At 46.9% G+C, this 14,821-nt stretch carries 17 protein-coding genes; 1 reads left to right on the top strand and 16 read right to left on the bottom strand.

Annotated features, from left to right (window positions below):
* Positions 1-4: 4 nt before the first annotated feature.
* From paaK to coxB, 12 genes are all read right to left on the bottom strand, one after another.
* Positions 5-1,333, bottom strand: coding sequence for a phenylacetate--CoA ligase PaaK (gene paaK / locus KB186_RS17280; RefSeq protein WP_232774048.1), 1,329 nt, complete (start codon positions 1,331-1,333; stop codon positions 5-7).
* A gap of 56 nt (positions 1,334-1,389) precedes the next feature.
* The gene (locus KB186_RS17275) at positions 1,390-2,175 is read right to left on the bottom strand and encodes an enoyl-CoA hydratase-related protein (protein WP_232774047.1); all 786 of its coding nucleotides are present in this window, start codon (positions 2,173-2,175) and stop codon (positions 1,390-1,392) included.
* A complete protein-coding gene (locus KB186_RS17270) occupies positions 2,175-2,576 on the bottom strand; it encodes a PaaI family thioesterase (protein WP_016741459.1) in 402 nt (133 codons plus the stop codon). Before KB186_RS17270 ends, KB186_RS17275 begins: the two co-directional genes overlap by 1 nt.
* Before the next feature lie 92 nt (positions 2,577-2,668).
* Entirely contained in the window at positions 2,669-3,130 is a 462-nt protein-coding gene (locus tag KB186_RS17265) for a PaaI family thioesterase (protein ID WP_173609891.1), read from the bottom strand.
* 2 nt (positions 3,131-3,132) lie between these two features.
* The gene (locus tag KB186_RS17260; protein ID WP_106785970.1) at positions 3,133-3,432 is read right to left on the bottom strand and encodes an EthD family reductase; all 300 of its coding nucleotides are present in this window, start codon (positions 3,430-3,432) and stop codon (positions 3,133-3,135) included.
* A gap of 350 nt (positions 3,433-3,782) precedes the next feature.
* On the bottom strand, positions 3,783-4,637 hold the full coding sequence (locus tag KB186_RS17255; protein ID WP_173609890.1) for an NmrA family NAD(P)-binding protein: 855 nt from the start codon (positions 4,635-4,637) through the stop codon (positions 3,783-3,785).
* Positions 4,638-4,659: 22 nt separating this feature from the next.
* Complete coding sequence (locus tag KB186_RS17250) at positions 4,660-5,124, bottom strand: nuclear transport factor 2 family protein (protein ID WP_173609889.1); 465 nt, start codon at positions 5,122-5,124, stop codon at positions 4,660-4,662.
* A gap of 161 nt (positions 5,125-5,285) precedes the next feature.
* The gene (locus KB186_RS17245) at positions 5,286-5,870 is read right to left on the bottom strand and encodes a TetR/AcrR family transcriptional regulator (RefSeq protein ID WP_173609888.1); all 585 of its coding nucleotides are present in this window, start codon (positions 5,868-5,870) and stop codon (positions 5,286-5,288) included.
* A 361-nt stretch (positions 5,871-6,231) separates the two neighbouring features.
* Positions 6,232-6,549, bottom strand: coding sequence for a cytochrome C oxidase subunit IV family protein (locus KB186_RS17240; protein ID WP_007723383.1), 318 nt, complete (start codon positions 6,547-6,549; stop codon positions 6,232-6,234).
* A gap of 3 nt (positions 6,550-6,552) precedes the next feature.
* Entirely contained in the window at positions 6,553-7,179 is a 627-nt protein-coding gene (locus KB186_RS17235; RefSeq protein ID WP_173609887.1) for a cytochrome c oxidase subunit 3, read from the bottom strand.
* On the bottom strand, positions 7,179-9,023 hold the full coding sequence (ctaD, locus tag KB186_RS17230; RefSeq protein ID WP_173609886.1) for a cytochrome c oxidase subunit I: 1,845 nt from the start codon (positions 9,021-9,023) through the stop codon (positions 7,179-7,181). Before ctaD ends, KB186_RS17235 begins: the two co-directional genes overlap by 1 nt.
* A gap of 71 nt (positions 9,024-9,094) precedes the next feature.
* Positions 9,095-10,123, bottom strand: coding sequence for a cytochrome c oxidase subunit II (coxB, locus tag KB186_RS17225; RefSeq protein ID WP_173609885.1), 1,029 nt, complete (start codon positions 10,121-10,123; stop codon positions 9,095-9,097).
* 336 nt (positions 10,124-10,459) lie between these two features.
* Here coxB and KB186_RS17220 point away from each other — a divergent pair, with 336 nt between their 5' ends.
* Positions 10,460-11,296 carry an oxidoreductase gene (locus KB186_RS17220; RefSeq protein WP_173609884.1) on the top strand — a complete coding sequence of 279 codons (837 nt, stop codon included), beginning with the start codon at positions 10,460-10,462 and terminating at the stop codon, positions 11,294-11,296.
* 55 nt (positions 11,297-11,351) lie between these two features.
* Here the strand turns inward: KB186_RS17220 and KB186_RS17215 are convergent, their stop codons facing one another.
* Genes KB186_RS17215 through KB186_RS17200 form a run of 4 tightly spaced genes read right to left on the bottom strand, consistent with a single transcriptional unit; the run spans position 11,352 to position 14,731 of the window.
* Positions 11,352-11,702, bottom strand: a complete 351-nt coding sequence (locus KB186_RS17215) for a hypothetical protein (protein WP_173609883.1) — start codon at positions 11,700-11,702, stop codon at positions 11,352-11,354.
* Positions 11,703-11,749: 47 nt separating this feature from the next.
* Positions 11,750-11,977 carry a hypothetical protein gene (locus KB186_RS17210; RefSeq protein WP_173609882.1) on the bottom strand — a complete coding sequence of 76 codons (228 nt, stop codon included), beginning with the start codon at positions 11,975-11,977 and terminating at the stop codon, positions 11,750-11,752.
* 28 nt (positions 11,978-12,005) lie between these two features.
* A complete protein-coding gene (locus KB186_RS17205; RefSeq protein ID WP_173609881.1) occupies positions 12,006-13,187 on the bottom strand; it encodes a Ger(x)C family spore germination protein in 1,182 nt (393 codons plus the stop codon).
* Between the two features lie 35 nt (positions 13,188-13,222).
* Positions 13,223-14,731: a spore germination protein gene (locus tag KB186_RS17200; RefSeq protein WP_173609880.1), complete on the bottom strand. Its 1,509-nt coding sequence runs from the start codon at positions 14,729-14,731 to the stop codon at positions 13,223-13,225.
* Positions 14,732-14,821 lie beyond the last annotated feature (90 nt).

Here is a 14,821-nt window from a genome sequence, read left to right as displayed (position 1 = left end):
TGGTTTACATAGCTGCCTGTGATTTGTTTCGGTTATCCACGACTCGTATCGCTTTGCCTTCGCTGCGCGTCAAGAAATTTGGCGGTTGCACCCGCAGTACCACGGACACACCCAACGTATTTTTGATGTGATGGCAAATTTCTTTTACTAATAACGAGAGAGCAGAGCTGTCATTTCCACTGAGCTCTTTTGCATATGCTGGTGTCAGCTCGCAGTGCACCTCAAATCGGTCGAGGGCACCGTCGCGTTCGATGACGACCTGGTAGTGTGGAGCCAATTGGTTGAACGTAAGCAAAACGGACTCGATCTCTGTCGGGAACACATTGACCCCGCGAATAATGAGCATGTCATCTACGCGCCCTTTGATGCGCGACATCCGCATGGTTGTCCGTCCGCACTTACAGGGCTCAGGATTGAGGGAAGCGATATCACCTGTGCGATAACGGACAACCGGGAATGCTTCTTTCGTCAGTGACGTAAATACGAGCTCGCCTTCTTGTCCGTATGGGAGCACTTCCCCGGTATTCGGATCGATAATTTCTGCGTAAAAATGGTCTTCTGCGATATGCAGACCATCCTGGACCTCATGACATTCAATGGAAACGCCTGGCCCCATCACTTCGCTCAGCCCGTAAATATCCACCGCTTTAATGTCGAGCTCATGTTCCAGTTGCACGCGCATTTCTTCCGACCACGGCTCCGCACCAAAAATCCCGTATTTGACACTCGTCTCACGTGGATCGATTCCTTGCTTTTTCATCTCTTCTACGATGTTAAGGACGTAGGATGGCGTTGCTGCAATGCCACGTGGCTTGAAGTCCTCGATCAACGTAATTTGACGGGAGGTATTCCCACCGGATACTGGCACTGCGACTGCGCCCATGTGCTCGATGCCATTGTGCAGACCCAAGCCGCCTGTAAAAAGTCCGTAGCCATACGCGTTATGGAAAATGTCTCCCGGCTCTCCACCCGCACAGCAAATGGCGCGCGCCACGATCTCGGCCCAATTCTCCAAGTCTCTTTTTGTGTAGCCAACAACTGTAGGTTTTCCTTTCGTCCCGGAAGAACCGTGAATACGTGCTACTTCTTTCATTTCGACTGCAAATAGATTGAATGGATAGTTTTCTCGCAAATCAGTCTTTTTCATGAATGGAAGCTTCTGTATGTCTTCCATCGATTGGATATCTTCCGGTTTCACACCAGCCTCATTGAATGCTTTTGTGTGGAAAGGGACGCGCTCGTATACGCGTTTGACCGTTTCTTTCAAGCGTTTCAATTGCAGTTCCGTCATTTTCTCTCTTGGTAGCGTTTCCATTTCTGTATTAAAGATCATGTCGCTTCCCTCATTCCCTTGCGTTATGACTCGGTAGGAGTGCTTATTTGAAAATGTTACTCGCCTTTAAAAACCGGTTTTCGCTTTTCACGAAAGGCTTCCAATGCTTCCAGACGATCTGTCGTAGGAATAATCACTTCATAGCACATGGCTTCGATATCGAGACCTGTCTGCAAATCAACACTGCTTCCGCGATCAATGGCTGATTTTGCCTGATAAACCGCCAGCGGAGCATTTGCCAAAATCTCGTTGGCCAGCCCCATTGCCAGCTCACGCAGTTCCTCTGTATCTTTTGCAACAGCATTTACAAAACCGATTTGATACGCTTCCGGTGCTTGGATGCGTCTGGCAGTCAGAATCAGCTCCTTTGCCTTGGAAGGTCCAATCAAGCGAGACAACCGCTGCGTACCACCCGCGCCAGGAATGATGCCCAAGCTCACCTCTGTCAGCCCCATTTTGGCATCTGCGACGGCATAGCGGAAATCACAGGCCAACGCCAGCTCAAAACCACCGCCAAAAGCAAATCCGTTAATCATGGCAATGGTCGGCTGCGGAAGCCTCTCCAACGCAGTAAATACATCACGGATTTTGCGTACATTGCGGCGCACCTGCTGTTCCGTCAATGTACGACGCTCCTTCAAATCTGCCCCTGCGCTAAACGCTCGCCCTTCTGCCTTCACGATGACCACGCGAATTTCTTTTGCATCCAAACGCACCTGCTCAATCAAGTTTCCCAGGCGCTCCAATGTTTCGTAGTTCAGCGCATTCAGTTCATCTGGACGATTTAGCGTAATCAGTCCTATATGTCCTTCACGTTCAAAGCGAACGCTCTCTTCCATCATCAACGTCCTCCTTGTGCAGGCGGATTCACTCGCGCATACGTGCCGGTAGCAAAAGCCACTAGCTTGCCATCACAAGTCACGCGTGCTTCCATCACGATCAAGCTTTTTCCTTGTTTCAATACATGGGATTGTGCCTCGAGTACCTCACCCCGAGCAGGGTGCAGGTATTGAATCTTGCTCTCCACCGTCACACACTGCTGTACACCATCCACATGAGGTGCTGCCCCATGCCCCATCGCCACATCGGCTAATGTCGCCGTAACGCCTCCGTGTACGACACCTTCGATGCTATTGAACAGCTCGGGGCGAATTTTCAGTGCTACCTTACAGCCCTGTTCATCTCGGTGCACGACTTCTATGCCCAGGTAGTGGTTGAATCGATTACGGATCTCCACTGACATCTTTGCCCCCCTTCTCGTATCGTCTTGAAACAGTGAAAGGAGCCTAAGCACGGGCTTTTGGCATCCTTTCTCCGTTTTATTTTCGCTGTCAGTTATTCGTTTTCGTCGATTTCAACGAAGTAATCATTTTTCCGGTAAGCCAGTGCATCCAGTGTCGCTACCAAGCCATGCTCCGTTTCTACGCGGATGCGGTACCAGGCTGTGCGATTGTTTTTCTTCTCTTCGGTCGCTGTTGCCACCAAGCGATTCCCTTTCATGGCAGCAGCCAAAAAACCGATATTCATCGACAGTGCTACAGACGTTTTGCCATAGGAATTACAGGCCGCTGCAAAAACAAAGTCTGCCAGGGAGAAGATGATTGCGCCATGCGCGGTGCCGTGGGCATTCAGCATATGCTCGGCAACTGTGACTTCCGCAGTCGCCGTTCCTTCTCCCAGCTCAATCAGCTTAATACCCAAAAATTGGGCAAATGGATCTTGCTTTAGCTTCTCACAAATCTCTGCGTAATGCTTCTGATGGAGCGCTTGTTCGTCTATCAATCTTTTCGTGGTCATGATTAAACTACTTCTGCAAAATGCATGGACACAATGGGTCCAGCGAAGCCACGGAGGTCTTTTCCTGCTGCGCGACCTTCAGGCGATGACAACGCTTCCATCAAAGCTTCTTTTGATTCAAAGTACATTTCTGCCATCAGATGCAGGTCGGATTCTCCCATTGGTGTTCCGTAGATTTTGCTCACTTCCATTTTGATTAAGCCAGGCATTTTTTCTGCCAATGGGCCATGTACCTCGAAATAATGCTTGTCAAAAGCATCGATATCTTCGGGCTTGCGATAAATTGCTATCAATTTCACCATCATGATCCCTGCTTTCCTCAGATTATAGTTGCAATGTGTGACGACTAATTCATATAACGTTATTTTAACGCATGTTAATATTTTTATTATATAAAGCCTTTGTGACAGGTGCAAGTATTTTTCAAAAAGCGAGAAAACTCTGCCAGATCGTATCCTCCCTTCCCTTCATCTTTATGACTGGGAAAAGGCTGACAGAATATGCTTCGATGGGGTGATTTCGACTTCTGTTTTCGGGAAAAGCCTTCGCTCGCAGGAGGATCCGCTTCATAAGAAAAACCCCGTTGAATCCAACGAGGCTCTCGAAGTAATATTATTGACTATTCAGTCCGGAATAGGCACAAAAAAATGGCTTAGTCTCGCTTCCAATGTTGGGAATGGGTTGATATGAAGTCCGCCATGGATCGTGGTTTTCTCCCTGTTACTCGTTCTACCGTATCGGTTACGCTGTTTTCGGCACCATTGCGAATATGTTTATCCAAATCTGCCATGAAACCTGCATATTCCATCGTCAAACCTGCTGTGACCAGCTTATCCTGCAATGCTTCCGTGCTAATATGTTCATGCTTGATAGTACGTCCAATTGCTGATTCAATCATGGCCGCTACTTCTGCATAGCTTAGCGCCTCTGGTCCCGTAATAAAATGATGGGTGTTATGTGGAATCTCGTCAATGAGTGCATGAACTCCAACTTCGGCGATATCATCAGCGTCTACAAATCCAATCCTTCCATTTCCCGTAGATGTAACAATCTTGCCCTCCTCTTTGATTGAGGTTCCATGTTGCCCATGAATAAAATTTTGCATGAAATAAGAAGGCTTCAATATTGCCCACTCTGGACTATGCTTGCTTACTGCTTCATGGAGCCTTCCAAACACGGGTCCATCCTCAGGAATAATCAAAGCACTAAGCATGACAATCCGTTGCACGCCGGCTTGTAAAGCTCTATCCAGAAATGGAAGTACGAGCGGAGATGGATCAAAAACACCCACTGGTGCTACCAAATATAGCTTTTTCACATCTTTCAATGAATGCTCGAAGGTTGCTACTTCATTCCAATCAAAATGTACATACTCGATGTCGGCGAGAGATGGTTTAGTACGACTCGCTATACGGGGATGGTAGCCTAGTTCTGTTAGCTTTTTGGCAATACGGCTTCCTGTTGTACCTGTTCCACCTGTGATCAGTATCTTATCCTTACGTTCCATATGATCAGCTCCTTATCCAATCTTAGTTCCCAAACTGATGATCTCTGTTCAAAAACGATTCGATACTGCCACCGAAAGCCTCAATTGCCACCAATGGATTCCAATAATCCTTGTAATGGATAATTTTCTTGTCTTTGATTTGGATGACACTCACGTATTTTTGATTGTACGGCAGTCCTGTAGCAATTACTTGACCTTCACATTCAAATTCCACAATGACGTGGTTTGACGCTGCTGCATGATGAATGTGGGGAACACTGAATGTAAATAGGTCCATCTTTTGCGGAAAATCCTTGATATAGTTATAAATCGCTGACTTCCCTTCAATTTTTGAGGGATAATTTTGGGGAGCATACGGGAACTCAAAAACAGCGTTGTCATCCCAAAGTTCAATCCATTGATCCATATCCTGCTCCAGCATAAACAAGAGGAAGTTTTTCACAACTTCTTCTGCCTCCTGGCTGAGTTTTGTAGTAGCGTCAGTCATAGGTAGCACCTCACTAATCCTTTGTTATTATTTATCCACATTCCAGTTATTTTTAGATCGATCAGTCTATAATCGAAACAAAAAAAACACTCACCTCCTTTCCAGATCGATCAGTCTAATATGTGTAAAAATAGAATGAAGCGTCTACAGTCGCTCCATTATCAATCAAGCGTGGACAGGGTAACGGTTAAAATATGGTCTAACACTTCTGGATTCGTACTTAACTTAGCTGCTTGGGTTAAAGCGTATCGTGCATGATTCAAATACTGTGCAAGTGCACGCAAATTTTTCTCACGATGACCCAGTTCGCCTTGTTCTTTCGCGCGGACCAGTGCAGTATAAAATGCTTCTTCTAATCGTGCCATATCGTCTTTAAAAAAATCTGCAATTTCCGTATCATGTGGTACTTGATCAATCGCACTAAGCAAAATGAAACATTCCTTGCAGCGACTCTCATCCTTGAGTACAGTTACGATTTCGCGGAAAATCTCCGCAATGCTTTCCTTCACTGAACCCGGCCGCTCCAGATGCGAAATAACGGCAGTCGTCTTCTCGCTCGCGTAATGCTTTACGGCTAATAGAAAGAGATCTCTTTTCGTGCCATACGTATCATACAGGCTTTGACGGGCGATCCCTAATCCATCCAACAAATTTTGCAGAGACGCACCTTCATAGCCATAGTGCCCAAATACTTCCATTGCCTTATGCAGGACAAGCGTCGTATCGAATTCCTTGCTTCTTGCCATGTTATGAATACTCCCTTCTGCGTTTAGATTATCTTTTCCGGACTGTTTAGTCAAGATTTTTTTCGGATCGTTTAGTCAAAAATATTTATTGTTGTATTCCTTCGCCAATAGCCTCGTGGGAAGAAGCGAATTTCCAGTCCAAGCGCCTCTGGAACCCGACCTAGCTTCGAAAAAATGGCGGGGAATTTCAGCTTCACCTATGAACTACTTCATTGAAACTTCTACGTTTGAAGCGCTCCCGCCATTTTTTCCGGAGCGGACAGTTGGCCTATGGGGGGCATAGGCCGAGCCACTTAATAAAACAAATACACAAAAAAAGAGGACAGACCCAATGTCTGTCCTCTTCTATTCGCTCCACTTCCTAGATCCAAACCCAGAAAATAAAGACGAAAATTGCCAACAGGATTACGAATAACCCTGCGAAAATACTGATCCGTGCAAACTCATGACCTTTTTGATCCATGTGCATCCAGACATACAACTGGAAGAACGCTTGAACAAAGGCCAGTGCTACGATGAATGGTACGGTAAAACCTGATGGAATTGCTTCATACGCCACAGCAATGAATGCCAGTGCGGTCAATACGAGAGATCCGATGAAAGCAACAAGGTGTCTTTTCGGACCCTCGTGCTTCACTTTCGGTTTGCGTACCTCTTCATTATGAGCTTGTGCTCCCATAGATTATCCCACCTTTCCACCGATCATACCCATGAGATATACCACGGTAAAGATGAATACCCATACAACGTCGATAAAGTGCCAGTACAGACATGCCAGGTAGAACTTCGGTGCAGTTACTACCGTCAGGCCCTTTTTCGTCGCAGATAGTTGTAAAAGGGTGATCCAGCAAATCCCGAACGCTACGTGAGCTCCGTGGAATCCAACCAATGTGTAGAAGGCAGATGCAAATGCACTCGTTGACATTTTCAGTCCTTCATTCACATAGTGTACGAACTCGTAAATCTCCAAAGCAAGGAAGCCGAGACCGAGTATTACTGTGATAGTCAGCCATAGCTGAATCTTCTTGAGGTCTTTCTTGTGCAGGGCCAGTGTTGCCATAACACTTGTCATCGAGCTGGTAAGCAAGAGAAGTGTGGCCACTGCAACGAGATTCATGTCAAACAACGCTTGGGACGTTGGTCCACCATTTGCTTGATCACGAAGAGCGATAAATGTTGCAAACAAGGAACCGAAGAGAACTGTCTCTCCACCGAGGAAGAGCCAGAAGCCAAGAACCTTATTCTTACCTTCAAGGGTGGCTTTTTCCGGTTCGTCAGGCAATACTGCATGTGCGTGATGGTTAGCCATTAAGCCTTTACCCCTTTCTCTTCGAGTTCATCTTCATGAATGTGATAACCTGGATCGTCTTTCACTGAACGGGTAAACATGCAAGCGAATGTAGCGAGCACTCCAATTACTACGACCACATAGTTGTGGTAGATAAAGCCATAGCCTGCCACGAACAATCCGAGAGACATCAGGAATGGCAAGAACGAAGGCGATGGCATATGAATGTCGCCAATTGGCTCTGCAGGCGTCATGCCCTTGTTACCAGCCATTTTCTCGACCCACAACGCATCCAAACCGCGAACGAGAGGCGTTTGAACGAAGTTGTACTCCGGCGGCGGCGAAGGAATCGCCCATTCGAGAGAACGTCCATCCCATGGATCGGCAGGAGCGCGTTTTGAGCTTTTCGCTGCGACGACTACGTTGATCAAGAATAGGATGGTACCGATCGTCATACCAAATGCACCAATCGTACTGATAAAGTTCCCCATATCCAGGTTCTGATCTTTGAGGTAAGTAAAGACGCGGCGCGGCATCCCCATCAGACCCAGGAAGTGTTGCGGGAAGAAGGTAAGGTGGAAACCAATGAAAAACGTCCAGAAGTTCCATTTACCGATTGTTTCGTTCAGCATTTTACCGAACATTTTCGGCCACCAGTAGTAAAGACCAGAGAAGAGACCGAATACGAGACCCCCTACGATTACGTAGTGGAAGTGAGCAACTACGAAATAACTGTCATGGTATTGGTAGTCAGCCGGCGGAACCGCAAGCATAACCCCTGTCATACCACCGATTGTAAACGTTGGGATAAATCCTACTGCAAACAGGTTTGCGGTAGGGAAGCGGATTTGACCGCCCCACATGGTCAACAGCCAGTTAAAGATTTTGATACCTGTAGGCACAGCAATCAACATGGTTGCAAGTCCAAACAGCGTGTTGGCAATTGCACCCAAACCTGTTGTGAACATGTGGTGAGCCCACACCATGAAGCCCAAGAAACCGATCAGCGCAGTTGCAAATACCATGGAGCTGTAACCAAACAGACGCTTTCTTGAGAATGTAGAAACTACTTCAGAAATGATACCGAATGCCGGGAGAATCAAAATGTATACTTCGGGGTGACCGAAGATCCAGAACAAGTGCTCCCAGATAACAACGTTACCACCTGCGTCAGGGTTGAAAAAGTTTCCGCCGAACAAGCGGTCAAACATCAACAGAACCAAACCAACCGTAATCGCAGGGAATGCAAAGAGGATCAAACCGGATGTAATAAAGGACGCCCAGGTGAACATTGGCATACGCATGAATGTCATACCTGGAGCACGCATGTTGATGATGGTAACCAGGAAGTTAATACCACCAATCAGCGTTCCAAGACCGGCAATTTGCAAACCGAGCACGTAGAAGTCTACGCCTCTTCCACTGTATTGATTCAAAGCCAAAGTTGTATACGATGTCCAACCAGCATCAGGTGCGCCACCCAAGAACCAGCTTGTGTTCAGTAGCACTCCCCCGAAGAAAAATAGCCAGAATCCGAGTGCGTTAACAAACGGGAATGCTACGTCGCGTGCACCGATTTGAAGGGGAACAATCGCATTCATCAAAGCAAAAATGATCGGCATAACCGCCAAGAAAATCATCGTAGTGCCGTGCATCGTAATTAATTCGTTAAACGTCTTGGCACCAACGAATTCAATCTCTGGGTACATCAACTGCAAACGAATCAGCAGGGCTTCCAAACCACCGGCCAAGAAGAAAATCCCACCAGCAATCAGATACAGGATCGCAATCTTCTTATGGTCCACTGTCGTAAGATAATCCCACAGCCCCGAGCGATTTGGTGCATGAGAAGCATGTGCAGACACGGGTTTACCTCCTTTTTAAGCGTCACTGCCTATGACGATTGTCAATGCAATAAGTTTTATGAGGTTTTACTTTACTTTTTCTCGCTTACGCTCAATGTCTCCATGTACTCAACAAGCGCTTTCACTTGGGTGTCATCGAGGTTGAGGTTAGGCATTTTGTTGCCCGGCTTGATTTTTTGCGGATCTTTCAGCCACTCTGCAATGTTTTCCGGCGTATGTGCTTTGATACCTGCTACACGTTCGCGATCTGCAAAGTTAGTCAGGTTTGGCCCCATCTTACCGCCTTTACCTGCCACAGCGTGACATCCCAAACAGCTCTTATCGAAGATTTGTTGACCTTCTGCAGCCAGTGGAGAAGTTGCTGTTACAGGTTCTTTTGCCTGAACACCCTTCATGTTAGCTACCCAAGTGTCAAAATCTGCTTGTTCCATTACTTCTACCTTGAAGTCCATCAAGGCATGGGATGCTCCACAGAGCTCCGCACATTTACCGTAGTAAATGCCTGCTTTGTCTGCCTGCAACCACATTTTGTTTTCTTGCCCTGGGTTCGTATCGATTTTACCGCCCAATGCAGGAATCCAGAATGCGTGCTTAACATCAGACGCTGATAATACGAATTGAATCTTTTTGCCAACTGGCAATACCAAGTCTTGTGCAGTCGCTACTCCAAGATCAGGATACTCGAATTCCCACCAGAATTGGTGAGCAGTAACCTTTACTTGAACTGCTTCCTCTTTTGGGTACTCCTTGTGCAGTGCGAAACCGGTAGTAACAGTCGGAATCGCCATGATGATAAGGAGCAAGAAAGGAATTACCGTCCAAAGAATTTCAAGTGCATGATTTCCTTCGACCTGCTTAGGAATGCCTTGCTGTCCGGGACGCTTACGATAACGGATAAGGACGTACGTAAAGATCGTCATAACGACAATGAAGACGCCGATCATGATAGCGGAGGACAGCTTCATCAGGTCAAACTGCATAGCAGCTACCGGACCAGAGGGCTTGAGCGCTGAGAGCTCATCTTTGCCACACCCGGTTAACACTAGCGCCAGCAGAGCAAACAGGGAAAACTGACGCCAATACTGTTGCCAACCCTTCATACCAATGAACCCCTCTTTCTTCGTGTTGGTAACGTTCTAGCCACGCCTACAACTAGAAGTTTTCGTACTTTTCTATCTGCTTGAAGAAATCGCATACAATACCATTTACAACTATAATGCCCAAACTTGAAAGGTATTAGCAGCCATTCCAGAAACAAACAGGAAAGTAAGGGGCAGTATTGCACACTTCTACCCAAGCGTGGTAACCATTTAAGTATACATAAATTTTCCTTAATACAAAGGCTATTTGTTATGATTTTGTTAACAAATTTATGAACAATTTTGTGAACATTGCAGTTAAATTATGACAACACATACAATTAAAAGGAGAATTCCATGCAAAAAAGACCAATTGCACTAGTCACTGGTACCTCAAGTGGCTTTGGTAAGCACGCATCAGTCGCTTTAGTCAAGGCTGGTTTTCAGGTAATTGCTGCTATGCGTGATCTCACAAAAAGAGACCCTCTTGACAAATTGGCAAGCTTGCTAATAGAGCCTGATCATCTGGAAGTCATTTCCCTTGATGTTACGCATCCGGAACAAATTCAGGATGCAATCACCTCCATCATTGCACGGCATGGGCGCATTGATCTGTTGGTGAACAATGCTGGTTACGCGTTGGGCGGCTTTGCTGAGGAAGTCTCTTCCGAACAATGGCGCAAACAGTTTGATGTAAATGTATTCGGGCTGATCGAGGTCACTCGGGCAGTCTTGCCTTACATGCGGCAGCAACAAGCTGGGCGTATTATTAACGTAAGCAGCATCAGTGGCCGATTTGGTTTCCCCGGTCTCTCGCCCTATGCCGCATCCAAGCATGCAGTCGAAGGCTTCAGTGAATCGCTTCGCCTTGAAATGCTGCCCTTTCAAGTCCAAGTTGTCCTTGTTGAGCCCGGCTCATTTCGTACAGCAATCTGGGAGAAAGGAATGCAAGACCAACAGCTTGATGAAGACTCTCCTTACGCCTCCCAAATGAAACAACTGATGCGTCACGTAGAATCAATCATAGAAAAGGCACCTGCTCCCGACGCAGTCATTTCAACGATCGTCCATGCAGCCACCACTCCCAACCCGCGATTTCGCTACCCGGTTGGCCGGGGCGTGGCACTTACGATCGCCGCAAAAAATTGGCTTCCGTGGTCATGGATTGAGCGAATCGTGACAAAGCGATCATAATGATTTTTTCATAAACAAAACACACCCCCAAGGAGTGTGTTTGCACGTTAAACAACTATACACTTTCCGTTCGTCCTGTGCGTATCAGCCAAACATGCTGGATATATTCTGCTACGCCATAAAATATCGCAACAAACCCGGCCCCGATTGCAGCGATTTGAGCCGTCGGGAAAAACACAATACTTCCATAAACGATCAAAAAGCCGATAATCAAGTCAAACATCGTCGTAAGCCAAAGACTCCCTGCCGTAAGGATCGCCCTATCCAAAAAATATCCGGCGACTGCCAAGACAAATCCGACTCCAACAGACTGATATAGATTAGCGAAATTCACTTCTGGAAAGAGAGCATCTGCCAAAACGACCAACAACGGACTAACGAGGAGCTTCATCAAAAGACCGTCCACGTCTATTTACTCTCCTTTACTGGGGGTGTACTCAGTATGCCCCTTGTTTACTTTAGCCATGTCATGACACCGTCGTATACAGGCTTGTAAACCATTTCCACCCAATATACAGGATTGGGGACAACCCCTTTCTCGGCTCCTGCGTACAAGCCAACACTGATGACAAGCAACCCGAGAAAGACAGCAATCTCTTTGCGCTGCCGCTTCCGAATCAATCGGGGCAGCTCATATGCACAAACCATTATAGATACAACGATGACAGCAAATGTCGACATACAAACTCCCTCTGCCCCTGTCACACAATCACTTTTCTTCAAAGGCATTATTGATGGTTCCTAAACGTCTGATTTTCACATCAGCAACCACATGTACAGGCAGCTTGGCAAATTCCTTTTCCCAATTCGCCCCTATCTTCTTCCATACTTTCGGGTACGTTCGATGAATCGCTTCTCCGAATCCATATATGTCTACTCCATGCTTCTTGGCATTGGCAATTGCTTTTGTCGCCAATGCTTCCATTGATTTTTCCGCCTCTTTTTCCAGCTCCTTGATCGTATTCTCCTCTGTCAGATCGAGCTTGCATTGCACTTCACCAATATCATTTTCCAAACCGATATGAACGATGACTTCAGGCGCGCCATTTTTCATGGTAGCCTCGATTTTTGCGTCAGCGTGCATGACTTCCATTGTCAAGAGCCCTCCCCCCTTGCAAGGCATACTCCCGACGGTGCTTTTTACTTTGCCTGTAATGTAACTATAGGCTTTGCTGTCCGCTTCACTCAGCCAGTTGATCATCTTGTCCCCCCGGAAAGTAGCCAATGTCGTATATTGAAGAAGCACGGGGGTATCTATTTGCTCGACATTCTTCCGTTGGTCACCCTCCCTTGCAGATCCGGTTAGTCGCACGCCTGTCAACACCGCTTGTTTCCCTTTGATGGTAAAGTCAGTAATTAATTGATCCATCGTAACCGCTGCGGTTGGTGCCCATACTTTGGAGGATGTCTCCAAAGAAGCAAACATTTCTGTAGAAGGGATTTGCTCAAGCGGTGTGATCACTCTCAGGATGTTGCGTGCCGTCGTTCCTCTGGCGATGGCAATATAAAAGTCAGTCCGAAATTCATGGTCTCGCGAGACAAAATCGACGACAGGAGCGATCCCTTCTCTCGCGACCTCCTCGCCAAATATGAGCATCCGCGTGTGAGCCATATAAATTTTCCGGGGAGAGATCGTAGTCATTTTCCGCACAGCCTCAAAAATCGTTGGAGCCTTCATGGTAAAGAGTGTAACAGGCGCACGTCCAGGCTTTCCCTTGTTGGCCGCGACCTCTGCAGGGTCTACTACTTGAACCGAAACTTGATAGCCTCCTTGCACTTTATCAATGCCGATCCCAACCGCAATCGCCAAATCGTTCAGTTCTTTTCGATCCCAACAACCAGCTAGGATAATAACGAGCACGATGCAGAGAAGAACTTTTATCCCTTTCACTGGTGCCCACTCCTTTCCATGCTGTGGAAAACCTCTTACTTCTGCGGTGGTAATGGCTTTATCCCTTTAGATTGGCGGCGCAAATTGTTTTTGGTAATCGATTCAGGCCGTTTGTCCAAGGCCCAGCGAGGTAAGCGAAAAATCGTGTCTCTTTGCTCTTTCAGGGAAAACGGAGCAAACGATTCCATATACGGTACGCCAAACGAGCGCAGACTGCATAAATGCAGCACCAAGGCCAGCATCCCTACAATGATTCCGTATATGCCAAAAGAAGCAGCCAGCACCATCAGGGGAAAACGAAGAATCCTCACGGTAATCGACATATTGCTCGCCGGGAAAATAAAGCTGGATATCGCGGTAATCGAGACCACAATGACCATCGCTGCCGATACAATCCCCGCTTCCACCGCTGCTTGTCCAATGACGAGCGTTCCCACGATAGAAATGGCTTGCCCTACTGCACGTGGCATGCGGATTCCAGCCTCTCGCAATATCTCAAAAGCGACTTCCATCATGATCGCCTCAATGAAGGCTGGAAAGGGTACTCCTTCTCGCTGTGCCGCCAAGCTGATCAGAAGCTGTGTCGGGAGCATCTCTTGGTGAAAGGTCGTAATGGCGATATAGAGGGAGGGAGCCAGCAAGGCTATTAAAAAACAAGCAAATCGCAGCATGCGAATCAACGTACTAAAATCAAAGCGCTGATAGTAGTCTTCCGCTGAATGGAAAAATTCCACGAAGAGAGAGGGCACGGTCAAAACAAATGGAGTCCCATCTACAAGAATCGCTACGCGCCCCTCTAATAGATTTGCGGCCACTACATCAGGGCGCTCCGAGTTAGAGATAGTGGGGAAAGGTGTGTAAGCTTCGTCCTGGATCAGCTCCTCAATCATGCCGCTTTCCATGATGCCATCGATGCTGATTCGATCCAGTCTATTACGGACCTCTTCTACAACACCTTCTTCCACAATCCCTTTCATATACACAATCGCGACTTCTGTCTTGGTTTCTTCGCCGATTCTGTTAATTTCAATCCATAGCTTTTCACTGGAAATCCGTCTCCGCAGTAGCGTAATATTGGTGCGAAGTGTCTCCGTGAAGCTTTCTCGTGGACCACGAATGACTGTTTGCGATGACGGCTCGGTGACCCCTCTATCCTTCCACTCCTGCAAACCAATATGAATTCCTTGCGAGCAGCCATCCACGAGAATGATGACACAGCCAGACAACAAAGCTGTAAACAAGGTGGGAAAATCGTATAAATCCCCCATATCCCCTACAGTCAGGATGGATTCTTTTAAAAAGGGTACAAACGCGTCTTCGCGTATTCCTTCCCATTCCTTCAGGCGCATTTTGTATAAGAGGCTGTCGATTAATACGGCTTGTACCAGATACGAATCAACCATACCGTCCGCATACATGACAGCTGCCCGAACAGGTTCCAGGCTATCTAGGACTACCTCTCGAATCACGATGTCATTGCTGTATCCGAGCGATTCTTTTATATAGTGAACGTTGTCGTCTAGGCTGCAACCAATCTGAGCCATTCGGATTGCTCCTCACATCGGCAATTATGAACACAGTTTCTCCGATTGCTCTCATTACTAAACAAAACGTTCATGACCGTTTTCACAGAA

It is taken from the genome of Brevibacillus sp. AF8 (genome assembly GCF_021270385.1).
GTDB lineage: Bacteria > Bacillota > Bacilli > Brevibacillales > Brevibacillaceae > Brevibacillus.
The sequence above is the reverse complement of the archived record's forward strand: the minus strand, read 5'-3'. Positions and strand labels throughout refer to the sequence as shown.

Coding starts and splice junctions, on each gene's coding strand:
- paaK (WP_232774048.1), bottom strand. CDS start 1,333: ATGATCTTTAATACAGAAATGGAAACGCTACCAAGAGAGAAAATGACG.
- KB186_RS17275 (WP_232774047.1), bottom strand. CDS start 2,175: ATGATGGAAGAGAGCGTTCGCTTTGAACGTGAAGGACATATAGGACTG.
- KB186_RS17270 (WP_016741459.1), bottom strand. CDS start 2,576: ATGTCAGTGGAGATCCGTAATCGATTCAACCACTACCTGGGCATAGAA.
- KB186_RS17265 (WP_173609891.1), bottom strand. CDS start 3,130: ATGACCACGAAAAGATTGATAGACGAACAAGCGCTCCATCAGAAGCAT.
- KB186_RS17260 (WP_106785970.1), bottom strand. CDS start 3,432: ATGGTGAAATTGATAGCAATTTATCGCAAGCCCGAAGATATCGATGCT.
- KB186_RS17255 (WP_173609890.1), bottom strand. CDS start 4,637: ATGGAACGTAAGGATAAGATACTGATCACAGGTGGAACAGGTACAACA.
- KB186_RS17250 (WP_173609889.1), bottom strand. CDS start 5,124: ATGACTGACGCTACTACAAAACTCAGCCAGGAGGCAGAAGAAGTTGTG.
- KB186_RS17245 (WP_173609888.1), bottom strand. CDS start 5,870: ATGGCAAGAAGCAAGGAATTCGATACGACGCTTGTCCTGCATAAGGCA.
- KB186_RS17240 (WP_007723383.1), bottom strand. CDS start 6,549: ATGGGAGCACAAGCTCATAATGAAGAGGTACGCAAACCGAAAGTGAAG.
- KB186_RS17235 (WP_173609887.1), bottom strand. CDS start 7,179: ATGGCTAACCATCACGCACATGCAGTATTGCCTGACGAACCGGAAAAA.
- coxB (WP_173609885.1), bottom strand. CDS start 10,123: ATGAAGGGTTGGCAACAGTATTGGCGTCAGTTTTCCCTGTTTGCTCTG.
- KB186_RS17220 (WP_173609884.1), top strand. CDS start 10,460: ATGCAAAAAAGACCAATTGCACTAGTCACTGGTACCTCAAGTGGCTTT.
- KB186_RS17210 (WP_173609882.1), bottom strand. CDS start 11,977: ATGTCGACATTTGCTGTCATCGTTGTATCTATAATGGTTTGTGCATAT.
- KB186_RS17200 (WP_173609880.1), bottom strand. CDS start 14,731: ATGGCTCAGATTGGTTGCAGCCTAGACGACAACGTTCACTATATAAAA.